This window comes from Sphaerisporangium sp. NPDC049457, assembly GCF_055586705.1.
In genome coordinates, this window is sequence record NZ_JBVJHR010000005.1 from 311,989 (window position 1) to 327,477 (window position 15,489).

Here is a 15,489-nt window from a genome sequence, read left to right on the forward strand (position 1 = left end):
TCAGACCTTGCGCCAGCCGGGGGTCCAGACGCCGTCCTCGACGGTGTAGTCGCCGAAGAGGGCGGGGGCCTCCTTGGCCATCAGCTCGCCCACCTTGCCGAAGACGAGTCTGATCTCCTCCTCGGCGCCCGGCGCCGTGCGGTTCTCGATGACGTGCCGCAGAGTGCGGACGTTGGCCGTCCACACCAGGCCGGTGGCCAGCCCCTCGGGGGCGAACCGCCGCATGAACGACGTCTTCGCCTTCTTCTCGGCGAAGGGCACGCCCTGCTCGTCCAGCCCGAAATGGCCGGCCATCCAGTGCTGGAAGGACTCCATCTCCGACAGCAGCGCCGTGGCGCGCTCCATCAGCTCGGGGTCCTCCTTGGCCCACTGCGGGAACCAGAACGGCAGGTCGTCCAGGCGGACGAAGCGCAGCGACTCCTGGGAGACCGCCGTGCCGGCCCGGTGGCGGACCAGCTCGTGCGTGGTCACCCGGCTGACGTTGTGCAGCACGAACGAGAAGCTCACGTGTTCGAGCACCGACCCGTGCGCGCTGGCCAGGATGTTGCGCAGGTACTCCTCCTGGTCGGTGCGGATGCGGGTGACGTTCGGGTTCAGGCCCGGCTCCCACGAGCGGTAGCAGATGCGCCCGGCGAACTCGGCGAGGTTCTGCGCGTCGTCCATCTCGCCGCGGTCCACCCGCTCCAGCCAGTTCTCGCCGCCCACCTCGGCCAGGTAGCCGGCGACCTCGTCGTAGTCCAGCCGGGGGCGGGCGATGAGACGGACGTCGGGTTCGACGGAACGCAAGGTCATCCTCCAGGAGCGCTCGGGATTGGAGCCGCACCGAGTCTGCCATGCGGGGTGTGCCGTGCGGGGGCCGGAGGGCGGGCCGCCCGCTCGTCGTCAGGCGGAGCGGTAGTGCTTCCTGAGGGCGATGGCGGCGGCGATGCCCCCGGCCACGGCGCCCGCGCCGGCCGCGATGGGCAGGCCCACCATGGTGGCCTTGCGGCCGGTGCGGAAGTCCCTGACCGACCAGTCGTGCTTTCTGGCGTGTTCCAGCAGCAGGCCGTCGGGGTTGACGGCGACCGGGTGGCCGACGAGACGCAGAAGGGGCAGGTCGTTGGCGGAGTCGCTGTAGGCGGTGCAGCGCGACAGGTCGAGCCCCTCGCGCCGGGCCAGCGCCTTGACGGCCTCGGCCTTGGCGGGACCGTGCAGCAGATCGCCCACGAGGCGGCCGGTGTAGACGCCGTTCTCGGTCTCGGCGACCGTGCCGAGCGCGCCGGTCAGGCCGAGGCGCTGGGCGATCACGCGTGACAGCTCGACCGGGGTGGCGGTGACCAGCCAGACGCGCTGGCCGCGGTCGAGGTGGCTCTGGGCGAGCGCGCGGGTGCCGGCCCAGATGCGGTCGGCCATGACCTCGTCGTAGATCTCTTCGCCGAGACGCACGACGTCGTCGACCTTGAGGCCGACGACGAACGCCAGGGCGGTCTCTTTGGCCCGGGCGATGTGCTCGGGGTTCTCGTTGCCGCGCACGCGGAACAGCGCCTGGCCGAGCGCGAACTTCACCAGGTCCTGAGTGGTGAACAGGCCCCGGGAGGCCAGCCCCCGGGCGAAGTGGTAGATCGAGGCGCCGCGCATCATCGTGTTGTCGACGTCGAAGAAGGCCGCCGCCGTGGGATCGGGGTCGGCCACCGGCGCCGACACCGCCGCCGCCGCCGCGACCTCCCCGGCGATCTCGGCCTCGGTGTGCCGTCGGAGTAACCGCCTCATAGCACCTCAGCTTAACCGGGAGCAGGGGGTGGAGTCGGTGTACGCGGCGTTAGCGTGGCGTGACGATTCCCCGCCGCGCCCCGGGGTTCCCGAGCCGGCGGCGGACGGTCGTGGGAGGCCCCGGCCGAAGGCGAACGCGGCGGCGGGACGGCGGTGAGGTGCTCGCTGAGGTGTCCGGTCAGGTGCCCGAACGCGGCGGGACAGTGGGGGGAATCCCGGTCAGGGGGTCATCTCGTCGATCATGTCGAGGTAGGCGCTGGCCTTCATGCGGTCGTCGCCGCCGAGCTGCGGGATCATCGGCTCCACGACGTCGCGCTGCTCCTTGGTGAAGCGCTTGAGCGCCGGGGTGTGCCGTCCCTCTCGCTTCACGTGCCCGAGCGCCGACAGCGCCGACCGGGTCGTGGAGGCCATCTCGTCCAGCGTGGGCCCGATGAGCCCGTCGCGCTGGGTACCGGGGTAGCCGAGGAGCGCCGCCGCCTCGGTGGCCCGTGAGTGGGCGGCCGTGAGCTCGCGCTGGGCGCGTTCGATGTCGTCGGCGGTGAGGCTGAGCATGGTCGCCTCGGCGGCCCGCTTGATGGGGTAGAGCCGGTCGCCGGGCACCGCGGCGTAGGTCTGCACCCCGGTGAGCACCATCAGGACGGTCATGGCGACCACCAGCACCCCGGGGTGCAGCCGGGCGAGCAGAGGGGAGCGCCGCCGGTGCCGTCGCGTCTCAGGCTCGGCCTCGGCGCCCGTGGCGTGCGCGGCGAGAAGCTCCTCGCGCAGCCGGGCGCGGAAGTCGGGACGCGGCCCATGGGAGGGCTCGGCGCCCATCTCGCGGAGCCGGACCACGAAATGCGGCTGGGGTCGCTGCCGGGTGCCGGCGGACGAACGCCTGTGCAGCCACCGCGTAGGCCCCCACTTGCCCATGAAAGCTCCCTGCCGCGCCCACTACGATGATCCATAGGTGCTACATGCCCAACGATGCGGAGAGCCATCAGGTTACGGCCCTCCGGCGCGCCGGAGATCCCTCACGCGGGTCACCTTAGGTCAATTGAGATCCTCGGGAAGTGCCCTGGCCAGAGCGCGGACCGCGCGGAACTGCAGAGCCTTGATCGCGCCGCTCTTCTTTCCCATGATCAGCGCCGTCTCCGCCAGGGACATCCCGTGCAGGAAGCGCAGCACCACGCACTCCTGCTGCTCGGCGCTGAGGTCGCGGACGGCGCGCAGGATGCGCTCGTTGACCATGGTGGCGACCACCGCGTTCTCCGGGATGTGCGGCCCGTCCAGGGGGGTGTCCAGCACCTCGGCGGTGGAGACCTCCATGCGGTAGCGACCGGACTTGAAGTGGTCGGTCACCAGGTTCCTCGCTATGGTCACCAGCCACGCGCCGAAATCCCTGCCCTGCCAGGTGAAGTCGGCGATGCGCCGCAGAGCCCGCAGGAACGTCTCGCTGGTGAGGTCTTCGGCCAGCGCGTGGCTTCCGACCCGGAAGTAGACATAGCGATAGACCAGATCGACGTATCGGTCGTACAGCGTGGCGAAGGCGTCCGCGTCGCCGGTCTTGGCGCGAAGGACGATTCTGCGCAGTTCGTCGACGTCCGGCGCGGGACGTTCGCGCTGCTCGGCGGCGGCGCGCGTGGGGTTCACTGTGTCGGCCGATCCTGGAGGGGAAAGCCCGGCGACCGACCATATGTTCGACATCCGGTATCCCTGGGGAGCAAAGGGAAGGGCGCGTGCGTGCTCGAACACTCTAGAAATCATCGCGAAATTACACAATCCACTTTGCCTCAGTAACTACCTCGCGTAACAGGAGTGCTGTGGCACTTCGGGCACCGGCTACCGGTTTGGAGGTAATGTCCGGCAGAGTTGGGGGCATCATGGAAGCCGTCGTTGCCGTCACCGCCTTCGCTGGTGCGCTGTTCGCCGCCATCACCACCGGCATCCTGGCCGGACGTCTCAGAGATGACCGGAGCGGCTGGCTCATCGCCTGGACCATAACCGCCTCGGCCCTGTGCCTGGCCCTGGGTGCCGTCGCCATCGGCCACCTGATGAGCTTCGGGCCCGTGACCTTCAGGGTGTACCAGATCACCGGGGCGTTCCTCGCCCCGTTCTGGCTGGCCATCGGCATGATCCAGATGCTCGCCGAGAAAGCTCCGGCGCGGTTCGCCGCCTGGCTGCTCGGCATCGCCTTCACGCTGATCACCACGGTCATCCTGATCGTCGACCCGGTGAGCAACCCCGACAAGTTCGCCACCACCCTGCCGCTCGGGGACACCCACTGGACGATCATCCCGACGGCCCTGCTGAACGCCGCCCACGGCCTCACCTATCTGATCATCATCGGCTGCCTGATCCTGGCCGTGCTGCGCTGGCGCGGCGGGGACGACGTGGACGCCGACAACATGCACGCGGGCGTGGTGCTGGCCCCGACGGGGCTCGCCCTGGTCGGCGCCGTGCGCTTCGCGATCCCCGGTGTCTTCGCGGCCCTGGTGACGATTCTCATGGTCGGGGCGATCTGGTACGCCGTCGCCCGGCCGCTCGCGCCCTACGACGAGGAACGCGACGGCGCGGACGACGACGACTGGGACGACGAGCGCCCGGCCGTGCGCCGGCGCGCTCCCGCGCCCGAGGCCGCCTACGAGTCGGGTCCGCTGCCGGCGACTCCGGGGGCCGCGGGCCAGGGCGCCGGGCCGGCGTCGCCGCGCCGTTCGGGGCTCGGCGACCTCGTGGCCGAGTACCGGGCCAACGACCAGGGGGACGTGGACTACGCGGCCCGCATGCAGCCCTCCGGCGGGTTCGGAGGCGCTGGAGGCCCCGGCGGCCCCGGCGGCTACGGCGGGCCGATGACCGGGGAGTTCTTCGGGCCGGACGCGCCCGGCGGCGGCCGGCCAGGGCAGGGCGCCGCGGGGCTCGCGGCCCCGTTCGGCTCCAACATGCCCGGCGCCGCGGGCCGGCCGGCCCACGGGCAGCACGGCCAGCACGGCCAGCACGGGCAGCACGGCCAGCACGGCCAGGGGCCGTCCGCCGGAGACCAGGCCGCGCAGTACGGGCGGGGACCCTTCGACGCCGACCACGGCGGTCCCTCGGGCCAGAACGGCGCGCACCGCGCCCCAGGGCCGCGCGACCCGTCCATGCCGGCCACCGGCATGCTGTTCAACAGCAACGAGATCAACCAGTCGTTCGGCCGCCCGGACGTGCAGGTGGCCGGAGGCCGCCGCGGTGAGACGTCGCCGGCCTCAGGGCCCTCCGTCAGGCCCTCGCCCAGCATCTACGGCCTGCTCACCGTCTTCACCCTGATAGACGGCTCGGGCGACGCGTTCGACCGCCTGGCGGAGGAGACCGTGGAGGCCGTGCAGCGCAGCGAGCCCGACACGCTGATCTTCGTCTGCCACGCGGTGAAGTCGGCGCCGCTCCAGCGCATCGTCTACGAGCTCTATCGGGACGAGGTGGCCTTCAGCGAGCACCAGCGCCAGGCGCACATGGAGCGCTTCGCCCGCGAACGCGTCGCCCACGTGCTGGCCGCGAACGTCATAGAGCTCAACGTCAACGCCGCCAAGGTGGTGCCCCTCCCGACCGCCTTCCGCGTCTGAGCGCCGGCGCGGGTCAGGCGGAGAGGGCTTCGCGGAGGCGGGATTCGTCCACGCGCCAGAAGTCGTGCTGGACGCCGTCGATGAGGGTGACGGGGATCATCTCCCAGTAGGCCGCCTGGTCTTCCTCGGAGGCGGTGATGTCGCGCTCCTCCCAGGCGACCCCCAGCTCGGCGGCCACCCGCTGGACGACGGCCCTGGCGTCGTCGCACAGGTGGCAGCCAGGCTTGCCGAGCAGGGTGATCGTGTGGTCTCGCGGAGCCATGCGCCCAGCCTAACGGCACCGCACGGTGTGCGAAGGATCACATCGGCAGGGGGTGGATCAGGGACCGCCACCCCTACCTGGGAAGGTTGGGACCCGAGAGCGGGCGCCCGCACTTTGTGCATGGCTTCACAAAGGTACTAACCTGGAAGCCTGCGCCCTCTCCTCGACATCCGTCGCAACTGCGAGCGCGGCCGGGGCGCACCGGCCGCCCATCCCCTGGAGTTACGGCCAAGTGACCCGCCGCCCGTCCCAAGCGCGTGAACGGGGCATCCCCGATGCGACCGTCGCGCGTCTGCCGCTCTACCTGCGCGCGCTGAACGGACTCGCCGAGCGGGGCACCGCCACCGTAAGCTCAGAAGACCTGGCCGTCGCAGCGGGGGTGAACTCGGCCAAGCTTCGCAAAGACCTGTCTCACCTGGGGTCGTACGGAACACGCGGCGTCGGCTACGACGTCCAGTATCTGATCTACCAGATCTCCCGCGAGCTGGGCCTGACGCAAGACTGGGCCGTGGCCATCGTCGGGGTCGGCAACCTCGGCCGGGCGCTCGCGAACTACGGCGGGTTCGTGTCGCGCGGTTTCCGGGTGGCGGCGCTGTTCGACGCCGACACCGCCGTGGTCGGCGAGCAGCTCGTGGGGATGGCCGTGGACCACATCGACGTGCTCGAAAGCGTGATCGACAAGCGGGGGGTCTCCATCGTGGTGATCGCGACGCCCGCGGCGGCCGCCCAGCAGGTGGCCGACCGCGTTATCGCGGCCGGGATCACGAGTATCTTGAACTTCGCCCCCGTCGTGCTCACCGTGCCTGACGGAGTCGATGTCCGCAAGGTCGACCTTTCGACCGAACTGCAAATCCTTGCGTTCCATGAGCAGCGCAAAGCGGATCGTGAAACAGGGAGTTCCATTATGGCCGAGGACTGGGCCGAGGCGATGGACGCATGAGCCTTCTCGCGGTAGGTCTCAGCCACCGGACGGCCCCGGTAGCACTGCTCGAACGCGTCTCGGCGTCCGGTGACGCCCTGGTCAAGCTTCTGCACGACATCAGCGGCGACGAGCACGTGTCCGAGGTGATGCTCGTCTCCACCTGCAACCGCGTCGAGGTGTACGCCGAGGTCGACCGCTTCCACGCCGGCGTCACCGCGGTCACCGACCTGCTGAGCGCGCACTCCGACGTCCCCCAGGAGCAGCTCACCCGCCACCTTTACGTCCACTACGAGGACAGGGTGGTCGAGCACCTGTTCACGGTGGCCAGCGGCCTCGACTCCATGGTCGTCGGCGAGGGGCAGATCCTCGGGCAGGTGCGCCAGTCGCTGCGGCTGGCCCAGGAGCAGGGCACCGCGGGGACGATACTCAACGAGCTGGCCCAGCAGGCGCTGCGCGTCGGCAAGCGCGCCCACACCGAGACCAGCATCGACCGCGCGGGCGCGTCGCTGGTCGGCGTGGGGCTCACCCTGGCCGAGCGGGTCCTCGGCCCGCTCCCGGGCAAGCGGGCGCTGGTGGTCGGCGCGGGGTCGATGAGCGCGCTGTCCACGGCGACGCTCGGCCGCGCCGGCGTCACCGACATCGTGGTCGCCAACCGCACCTTCGAGCGGGCCGCGCGGCTGGCGCAGAGCGTCGGCGGACGGGCGGTCGAGCTGGCGGACGTCGAGCGCGAGCTCGCCGCCGCTGACCTGGTCATTTCATGCACCGGAGCGGGTAGCGTGGTCATCGACACCGAAATGGTGGCGCAGGCCGTGCGCGGCGAGCCGCTGTTCCTGCTCGACCTCGCGCTTCCACACGACGTGGACCCCGGCGTCCGCACCGTTCCCGGCGTCACGCTGGTCGACCTTGAGTCCATGCAGCAGGCCGGGCTGGGCGAGCAGGCGAACGGCGGCGACGGCGTCTCCGAGGGCGTCGCCGCGGTCCGGTCCATCGTGGCGGCCGAGGTCTGCGAGTACCTCCGCGCCGAGCGCGCGGCCAAGGTCACCCCGACGGTGGTGGCCCTGCGCGCGAAGGCCGCCGACGTCGTGGAGGCCGAGCTCGGGCGCCTGGTCACCCGGGTGCCCGACATGGACGAGCGGGTGCGCGGCGAGATCGCCCAGACCGTGCGCCGGGTCGTGGACAAGCTGCTCCACGAGCCGACGGTGCGTGTCAAGCGGTTGGCCGCGTCCCCGGCGGGTGATCATTATGCCGAGGCGCTGCGCGAGCTGTTCGACCTGAACCCGAGGGTGCCGGAGGCAGTGACGAGAGCCGACGTGGCCGAGGCCGAGACCGGCCTCACCGGCGGCGCGGGCGAGGAGGACGCATGAGCGGCGAGGCCGTGGGACTCGACACGGGCCGGCGCGTCCTTCGCCTCGGCACGCGCAGGAGCCTGATGGCGACGACCCAGTCGGGCCTGGTGGCCGACCGGCTGACCGCGCTGACCGGCCGGGAGGTCGAGCTGGTGGGCGTGACGACCTTCGGCGACGTCACCAAGGCCCAGCTCGCGCAGCTCGGCGGCACCGGCGTCTTCGTCAGCGCCCTGCGCGACAAGCTGCTGCGAGGTGAGATCGACTTCGCGGTCCACTCGCTGAAGGACCTGCCGACCAAGCCCGACCCGCACGTCGTCATCGCGGCCATCCCGCGCAGGGACGACCCGCGGGACGCGCTCGTCGGCCCGGCCAAGCTCGCCGATCTGCCGTCCGGCTCGCGGGTGGGCACCGGCTCCCCGCGCCGCGTGGCACAGCTGCGCATGCTCCGTGCCGACCTGGAATACGTCCCGATCCGCGGCAACGCCGACACCCGCATAGGTAAGGTGACCTCCGGCGAGCTGAGCGCCGTGGTGCTGGCCGCCGCCGGGCTCGGCCGCCTCGGCAGGGACGCCGAGATCGCCCAGCTTTTCGACGTCGCCGAGATGCTTCCCGCGCCGGGCCAGGGGGCCCTCGCGGTGGAGTGCCGCGCCGACGACGCCGCCCTCATCGAGCTGCTCGCCGTCCTGGACGAGCCGCGCACCCGCGCGGCGGTCGCCGCCGAGCGGGCCGTGCTGGCCACCCTGGAGGCGGGGTGCAGCGCGCCCGTAGGTGCGTACGCGGCCGATGACGGGCACATTCTCAACCTGACCGCCACCGTGGTCGCCATCGATGGCGCGCGGTCGGTGCGCAAGTCCACCGCCGGTGAACCCTCGGCGGCCATGGAGCTCGGTCGTGATCTCGCGACCGCCATGATCGCGGAGGGGGCCGGCACGTTGATGGGGGAGCGGACCCATTGAGCTCCGGAAGCCAGACCAGCAAGACCACCGAGCCCGGTACGGCGCGGACCACCGGCGAGCCTTCGGCCACGGGCGGCCAGGAGGGCGGCGGCGCGCGTGGTCACGCCGGATTCGTGGCGTTCGTGGGCGCCGGGCCGGGTGACGAGAACCTTCTGACGCTGCGGGGCGCCGACCTGCTGTCGCGGGCCGACGTCGTCGTGCTCGACAAGGAGGCCTATGGCGGCCTGCTGCGCCACTGCCGCGACGACGTCAAGGTCGTCGAGGTCTCCGACGGCATGGGCGCGGTGTCGCTCAAGGCCGTGCAGGAGGCCAAGGCGGGGGCGGGCGTCGTGCGCCTGTGCGCCGGCGACCCCGGCCTGTTCTCCTCGGTCACCGAGGAGGTCGCGGCCTGCGCCAAGGCCGACGTCGAGTTCGAGATCGTGCCAGGCGTGCCGCCCGCGACGGCGGTGCTGACCTACGCGGGCATCGCCCCCGCCGTCGCGGTGCCCGAGTTCCGCATCGTGGACGCCACGCAGGTCGACGACTGGTCGCCGCACGCCGGGTCCTCCGGCACCGTGGTGATCTACAACGGCATCGCCGAGGCCGTCCCGATCGCCAAGGCGCTGGTGGCCGCGGGCAAGCCCGACACCACGCCGGTCGCGGTCACCCAGAGCGGCACCACGACCGAGCAGTACACCGTGGTCTCCTCGCTCGGCAGGCTCGCCGCCGACCTCAAGCACGCCGGCATCGCCGAGCCCGCGCTCATCGTGGTCGGCGACGCCGTCGCCACCCGCGACCGGCTGTCGTGGTTCGAGAACAAGCCGCTGTTCGGCTGGCGGGTCCTGGTGCCGCGCACCAAGGAGCAGTCGGCGGGCCTGTCAGAGCAGCTCCGCTCGTACGGCGCGGTGCCCGAGGAGGTGCCGACGATCTCCGTGGAGCCGCCGCGCACCCCGCAGCAGATGGACCGCGCGATCAAGGGCCTGGTCACCGGCCGCTACGAGTGGGTCGCCTTCACCTCGGCCAACGCCGTCAAGGCGATCAGGGAGAAGTTCGAGGAGTACGGCCTGGACGCGCGGGCGTTCGCCGGGCTCAAGGTGGCGGCGGTCGGCGAGGCCACGTCCAGGGCGCTGGTGGAGTTCGGCGTCAAGCCCGACCTGGTGCCGGTCGGCGAGCACTCCTCCGAGGGGCTGCTGGCCGAGTGGCCGCCGTACGACTCGATGCTCGACCCGATCAACCGCGTCCTGCTGCCGCGCGCCGACATCGCGACCGAGACGCTCATCGCCGGGCTCACCGAGCTGGGCTGGGAGTGCGACGACGTCACGGCCTACCGCACCGTGCGCGCGGCCCCGCCGCCCGCGCCCATCCGCGAGGCGATCAAGGGCGGCGGCTTCGACGCCGTGCTGTTCACCTCATCCAGCACCGTGCGCAACCTGGTCGGCATCGCCGGCAAGCCGCACAACGTGACGGTCATCGCGGTCATCGGGCCGCAGACCGCCAAGACCGCCGAGGAGTTCGGCCTGCGGGTGGACATCATGGCCGACAATCCTTCGGCTTCCGCACTGGCGGCCGCACTGGCGGAGTACGGTGCCAAGCAGCGCCAGGCGGCCCTCGCCGCCGGCGACGTCCCCCGGCGGCCCTCGCAGACCCGCAGGGGCGCCCGCCGCAGGGCGAAGTGATCCGACGCACCTGGCCTGACCAGGGCCACCGACGCAGTTGAGATCCCCAGGTCGCGCGTACGCGCGGTTCCCCCGCGACCGGGCCTGGGAGGGGAGATGAGATGACCGAGGCGGAGTTCCCCGTCGCGCGGCCGCGCCGGCTGCGCCGCACCGGGGCCATGCGGCGCATGGTGGCCGGCACCCGGCTGCACCCGGCCGAGCTGGTGCTGCCGATGTTCGTCAAAGAGGGCGTGACCGAGCCGCAGCCGGTCACGTCGATGCCCGGGGTGGTCCAGCACACCCGCGACTCGCTGCGCAAGGCGGCCCACGAGGCCGCGGAGGCCGGCGTGGGCGGCCTCATCCTGTTCGGCATCCCCGAGGTCAAGGACGCCATCGGCTCGGCCGGCGACGACCCGGACGGCATCGTGCAGAAGGCCGTGGCCGACCTTCAGGCCGACCTCGGCGACGCCATCGTGGTGATGACCGACACCTGCCTGGACGAGTTCACCGACCACGGGCACTGCGGCATCCTCACCCCCGGCGGCGAGGTCGACAACGACGCGACGCTGGAGCGCTACGCCTCGGTGGCCCTCGCCCAGGCCACCGCGGGCTCGCAGGTCATCGCGCCGAGCGGCATGATGGACGGCCAGGTGGGCGCCATCCGCGCCGCGCTGGACGCCGGCGGCTTCTCCCACATCCCGATCCTCGCGTACTCGGCGAAGTACGCCTCGGGCTTCTACGGGCCGTTCAGGGAGGCCGCCGAGTGCGCCCCCCGGTTCGGCGACCGCAACGCCTACCAGCAGGACCCCGCGGGGCCGGTGGGCGAGGCGCTGCGCGAGGTGCGCCTGGACCTGGCGGAGGGCGCGGACGCCGTCATGGTCAAGCCCGCCCTGGCCTACCTGGACATCCTGCGGCAGGTGCGCGACAGCGTGGACGTGCCCGTCGCGGCCTACCAGGTGAGCGGCGAGTACGCCATGGTGGAGGCCGCGGCGGCCAACGGGTGGATCGACCGCGACCGCATCATCATGGAGTCCCTGATCGCCATCCGGCGCGCCGGGGCTGACATGATCCTCACCTATTGGGCTACCGAAGTGGCCAGGAGACTATCCTGACGGGCCATTTTCCGGGGGTCGGCTCACCTTGGGCGACCGCCATCGTGCATCATCGGTGAAAGGCAGGGGTGGGGGAGGAACACGATGGTGGGGGTACCGCTGACGACTCGCCGGGCGAAAAGGCGAGCACGATCTCATGCGAAGACGCACGCGATCACCTCGGTGATCGAGTACGCCGAGATGGGCTGGGCGAGCTGTATGGGCGCCCATCCGCTGCGCGAGGGCGGGCGGGCCTGCTCGTGTGACCGCGTCGGCTGTCCCGACCCGGGAGCCCACCCGCTGTCGCCGGCCTGGAAGATGATGGCCACCACCGACACCGCGCTGCTCACCCGCTGGTGGGAGCAGAACCCGGACGCGAACGTGATCCTTCCCACCGGCAGGGTGTTCGACGTCTTCGACGTACCGGGCACGGCGGGCCAGACGGCCCTCGCCGCCATGGACGCCGCGAACTTCACCACGGGCCCGGTCGCCGCCAACGGCGACCGGGCCCTTTTCTTCGTGGCCACGCGCGGCGCCCCCGAGGACGAGGACGAGTGGTGGTCCTGCCACCTCGACCACACCCCCGAGACGATCGAGGAGACTCCGGGCCTGCGCTGGCACTGCCGCGACAGCTACGTCCTGGCCCCGCCGTCCTCGCTGGCCGACGGCTCCCAGGCCCGCTGGCTGCGCCCTCCGGACGGGCGGCACCTCCCCGACCCGCTCCACGTCCTCGACTGGCTGGCCGACGCCTGCGAGTGACCCTCACGGCCGTCCGCCGGTCCGGGGCTCGCCCGGGGGCGGAGTTCCCGGGGACTAACCTGGACGCGTGAGCCGTACGAAGATCTCAGAGGACCTGTTCGAGCGCGCCCGTGCCGTCGTGCCGGGAGGCGTCAACTCCCCGGTGCGCGCCTTCGGCGCCGTGGGGGGCACTCCCCGGTTCATGGAGTCCGGCGAGGGGCCGTACATCGTGGACGCCGACGGCAACCGCTACGTCGACCTGGTGTGCTCCTGGGGTCCGATGATCCTCGGTCACCGCCACCCGGCCGTGGTCGAGGCGCTGACGCGGGCCCTCACCAGCGGCACCTCCTTCGGCACCGCGACGCGCGGCGAGGTCGAGCTGGCCGAAGAGATCGTCGCCCGGGTCGCGCCGGTCGAGAAGGTCCGCCTGGTCAGCTCGGGCACTGAGGCCACGATGTCGGCGGTGCGGCTCGCGCGCGGGTTCACCGGGCGCACGCGCGTGGTCAAGTTCGCCGGCTGCTACCACGGTCACGTGGACGCGCTGCTCGCCGCCGCGGGGTCCGGCGTGGTGACCTTCGGCCTGCCGGACACCCCGGGCGTCACCGGCTCCTCCGCTGCGGACACCATCGTCCTGCCGTACAACTCGCCCGAGGCCGTCCGCGAGGCGTTCGCCGCGTACGGCGACGACATCGCGTGCGTGATCACCGAGGCGTGCCCGGCCAACATGGGCGTGGTGCCGCCGAGCCCGGGGTTCAACGCCTTGCTGCGCGAGCTGTGCACGGCGAACGGCGCGCTGCTCATCGTGGACGAGGTGCTCACCGGCTTCCGCGTCACCGGCGCCGGGTGGTACGGCCTGGACCCTGTGGAGGCCGACCTGATGACGTTCGGCAAGGTCATGGGCGGCGGCCTGCCCGCCGCGGCGTTCGGCGGGCGCGCCGAGGTCATGAGCCGGCTCGCGCCCGAGGGGCCGGTCTACCAGGCGGGCACCCTCTCCGGCAATCCGCTGGCCTGCGCGGCCGGGCTTGCGACGCTGCGCGCCTGTGACGACGACGTGTACGACCGGGTGGACGCCGCGGCTCTGATCATCGGCCGAGCCGCGTCGGACGCGCTGGCCGCGGCGGGGGTGCCCCACCGGCTCCAGCGCGCGGGCAACCTGTTCTCGATCTTCTTCACCGCCGACCCGGTCACCGACTTCGCCGGGGCGCAGGGCCAGGACACCGCCGCGCACCGCGCGTTCTTCCACTCCATGCTCGACCAGGGCGTCTACCTGCCGCCTTCGGCGTACGAGGCGTGGTTCCTGTCGGCCGCCCACGACGAGGAGGCCCTTTCCCGCGTCGCCGACGCCCTCCCCGCCGCCGCCAAGGCCGCCGCGTCCACCTCCTGACAAGCCGCCCACGCCGGACATCCGCCGGGCCCGCCGGAGTTTCTGGATGATTATTCTTCAGTGTTCGGTGGGATTCGAGTGGGGATGATTTAGCATCTCTGTATGCTCGATCTCCATCGGTTGAAGGCGCTGCACGCGGTGTCGGTGTACGGGTCGGTCGGGGCCGCGGCGGAGGCGCTCATGGTGACTCCGTCGGCCATCTCCCAGCAGATCGCCAAGCTTGAGCGCGAGACCGGGGCGCGGCTCATGGAGCGCAGCGGCCGCGGGGTGAAGCTCACCGACGCCGCCGGGCTGCTCGCCGAGCACGCCGAGCGCATCCTCGCGCTCGTCGAGACGGCCGAGGCCGACTTCGAGGCGCTGCGCGGCGCGGTGGTCGGACGGCTGACGATGGCCGCGTTCCCGACCGCGGCCCGCGGGCTGCTCCCCGGGGCGCTCAGCGAGCTGAAGCTGCGCCATCCTGATCTCGACCTGGTGGTGTACGAGCGCGAACCTGAGCGGCAGGTCCGCGAGGTGGCACGCGGCGAGCTGGATCTCGGGGTGGTCCAAGACTGGATCAACCGCCCGATGGCCATCCCCGAGGGCCTGTCGCGGGCCTCGCTGGTCGACGACGTGGCCGATGTGGTGCTCCCGGCATCCCATCCCCTGGCCGGCCGGCGCGAGGTCGACCTGGCCGAGCTGCACGGCGAGCGGTGGATCAGCACCTCGCCCGGCACCGTCTGCCACGACTGGCTGGTCTTCACGCTGCGTACGGCCTCGCTGGAGCCGGAGTTCTCCTGCATGGCCGACGAATACCCGACGCAGATGGCGCTGGTCGCGGCGGGTCACGGCTGCGCCATCGTGCCGCGCCTCGGCCGCGACCACGTCGCGGCGGGCGTCACCGTCGTGCCGATCAAGCCCCGCCCGACCCGGCGCATCTACGCCGTGTGGCGCACCGACGCGGCGCGCCGCCCGGCGATCCGCGCCGCCGTGGAGGTGCTGCGGCAGATGTCCCCGCCCCCGGGCCTGTCCCAGGTCCACGGCGACCTCGACGAGGCCGGCACCGGGACGCAGGACGGCGCGCGGGGGCTCGCCGGGCCGTCGGGACACGGCGCGCGGGGAGCAGGGCCAGTAAGCTGATGTCCGTCATGACTGAAAGCACCGTTGTTCACCTGCTCCGGCACGGAGAGGTGCACAATCCACAGGGCCTGCTCTACGGCAGGCTGCCCGGATACCACCTTTCCGACAACGGCCGCTCCATGGCGGAGCTGGTGGCCAAGGCGCTCGCGGGCCGCGACATAGTCGCGCTCCACAGCTCACCGCTCGAGCGCGCGCAAGAGACGGCCGCCCCCATCGCGCAGACGCTCGATCTCCCCATCGAGACCGACGAGCGGCTGATCGAGGCCGACAACATCTTCCAGGGCCATGTCATCGGCGGCATGTTCCGCGCTCCCCGCAACCTGCGCCACATGTGGAACCCGGCGCGGCCGTCCTGGGGCGAGCCCTACATCGAGATCGTCCGGCGCATGCGGGCGGCGATCGACGCCGCCCGCGCCGGGGCCAGGGGCCACGAGGTGGTGCTGGTCAGCCACCAGCTGCCGATCTGGGTGATCCGGCTGGCCGCCGAGGGCCGCAGGCTGTGGCACGACCCGCGCCGCCGCCAGTGCGCGCTGGCGAGCCTGACCAGCTTCACCTTCGAGGGCGACCGGCTGGCGAGCGTGGGCTACAGCGAGCCGGCGGGTTCGCTCGTCAGGTCGGACGGGTCGCCCGGCCCGGCCAAGCGGCGTTAGCGCGCCGCCCACGAACATCCGCCGGCCCCAGCGCCGCACTGCGTCGCGCTGGGGCGCCGGTCGGTGTGG

15 protein-coding genes are annotated in these 15,489 nt (G+C 72.0%); 10 read left to right on the top strand and 5 right to left on the bottom strand.

The window, feature by feature from the left end:
* The 4 genes from thyX to ACZ6QO_RS10770 all read right to left on the bottom strand — a co-directional run bounded on the left by thyX (position 1) and on the right by ACZ6QO_RS10770 (position 3,378).
* The gene (gene thyX, locus ACZ6QO_RS10755; protein ID WP_465849615.1) at positions 1-786 is read right to left on the bottom strand and encodes an FAD-dependent thymidylate synthase; all 786 of its coding nucleotides are present in this window, start codon (positions 784-786) and stop codon (positions 1-3) included.
* Between the two features lie 96 nt (positions 787-882).
* Positions 883-1,749 (bottom strand): HAD family hydrolase, encoded by an 867-nt coding sequence (locus tag ACZ6QO_RS10760; RefSeq protein ID WP_465849617.1) that lies wholly within the window; start codon positions 1,747-1,749, stop codon positions 883-885.
* Positions 1,750-1,968: 219 nt separating this feature from the next.
* Positions 1,969-2,658, bottom strand: a complete 690-nt coding sequence (locus ACZ6QO_RS10765) for a DUF5667 domain-containing protein (RefSeq protein ID WP_465849618.1) — start codon at positions 2,656-2,658, stop codon at positions 1,969-1,971.
* Positions 2,659-2,778: 120 nt separating this feature from the next.
* The gene (locus tag ACZ6QO_RS10770) at positions 2,779-3,378 is read right to left on the bottom strand and encodes a sigma-70 family RNA polymerase sigma factor (RefSeq protein WP_465849620.1); all 600 of its coding nucleotides are present in this window, start codon (positions 3,376-3,378) and stop codon (positions 2,779-2,781) included.
* 230 nt (positions 3,379-3,608) lie between these two features.
* On the opposite strand from ACZ6QO_RS10770, the gene ACZ6QO_RS10775 reads away from it, so the two are divergent.
* Positions 3,609-5,321 (top strand): antibiotic biosynthesis monooxygenase, encoded by a 1,713-nt coding sequence (locus tag ACZ6QO_RS10775; protein WP_465849622.1) that lies wholly within the window; start codon positions 3,609-3,611, stop codon positions 5,319-5,321.
* A gap of 13 nt (positions 5,322-5,334) precedes the next feature.
* Here the strand turns inward: ACZ6QO_RS10775 and ACZ6QO_RS10780 are convergent, their stop codons facing one another.
* A complete protein-coding gene (locus ACZ6QO_RS10780; RefSeq protein WP_465849623.1) occupies positions 5,335-5,583 on the bottom strand; it encodes a glutaredoxin family protein in 249 nt (82 codons plus the stop codon).
* Between the two features lie 232 nt (positions 5,584-5,815).
* Between ACZ6QO_RS10780 and ACZ6QO_RS10785 the strand changes: the two genes are divergently transcribed.
* The 9 genes from ACZ6QO_RS10785 (at position 5,816) to ACZ6QO_RS10825 (ending at position 15,420) form a co-directional block, all read left to right on the top strand.
* Positions 5,816-6,523: a redox-sensing transcriptional repressor Rex gene (locus tag ACZ6QO_RS10785; RefSeq protein ID WP_465849625.1), complete on the top strand. Its 708-nt coding sequence runs from the start codon at positions 5,816-5,818 to the stop codon at positions 6,521-6,523.
* The gene (locus ACZ6QO_RS10790; protein WP_465849627.1) at positions 6,520-7,869 is read left to right on the top strand and encodes a glutamyl-tRNA reductase; all 1,350 of its coding nucleotides are present in this window, start codon (positions 6,520-6,522) and stop codon (positions 7,867-7,869) included. The genes ACZ6QO_RS10785 and ACZ6QO_RS10790 overlap by 4 nt, the downstream gene beginning before the upstream one ends.
* Complete coding sequence (hemC, locus tag ACZ6QO_RS10795) at positions 7,866-8,807, top strand: hydroxymethylbilane synthase (protein WP_465849628.1); 942 nt, start codon at positions 7,866-7,868, stop codon at positions 8,805-8,807. The genes ACZ6QO_RS10790 and hemC overlap by 4 nt, the downstream gene beginning before the upstream one ends.
* A gap of 122 nt (positions 8,808-8,929) precedes the next feature.
* A complete protein-coding gene (locus tag ACZ6QO_RS10800; RefSeq protein WP_465849701.1) occupies positions 8,930-10,462 on the top strand; it encodes a bifunctional uroporphyrinogen-III C-methyltransferase/uroporphyrinogen-III synthase in 1,533 nt (510 codons plus the stop codon).
* A gap of 101 nt (positions 10,463-10,563) precedes the next feature.
* On the top strand, positions 10,564-11,553 hold the full coding sequence (hemB, locus tag ACZ6QO_RS10805; protein ID WP_465849629.1) for a porphobilinogen synthase: 990 nt from the start codon (positions 10,564-10,566) through the stop codon (positions 11,551-11,553).
* A gap of 84 nt (positions 11,554-11,637) precedes the next feature.
* Positions 11,638-12,291: a bifunctional DNA primase/polymerase gene (locus ACZ6QO_RS10810; protein ID WP_465849631.1), complete on the top strand. Its 654-nt coding sequence runs from the start codon at positions 11,638-11,640 to the stop codon at positions 12,289-12,291.
* Positions 12,292-12,358: 67 nt separating this feature from the next.
* The gene (hemL, locus tag ACZ6QO_RS10815) at positions 12,359-13,654 is read left to right on the top strand and encodes a glutamate-1-semialdehyde 2,1-aminomutase (protein ID WP_465849632.1); all 1,296 of its coding nucleotides are present in this window, start codon (positions 12,359-12,361) and stop codon (positions 13,652-13,654) included.
* Between the two features lie 102 nt (positions 13,655-13,756).
* A complete protein-coding gene (locus ACZ6QO_RS10820; protein WP_465849634.1) occupies positions 13,757-14,770 on the top strand; it encodes a LysR family transcriptional regulator in 1,014 nt (337 codons plus the stop codon).
* Between the two features lie 8 nt (positions 14,771-14,778).
* Positions 14,779-15,420 carry a histidine phosphatase family protein gene (locus ACZ6QO_RS10825; RefSeq protein WP_465849636.1) on the top strand — a complete coding sequence of 214 codons (642 nt, stop codon included), beginning with the start codon at positions 14,779-14,781 and terminating at the stop codon, positions 15,418-15,420.
* Positions 15,421-15,489: the final 69 nt, after the last annotated feature.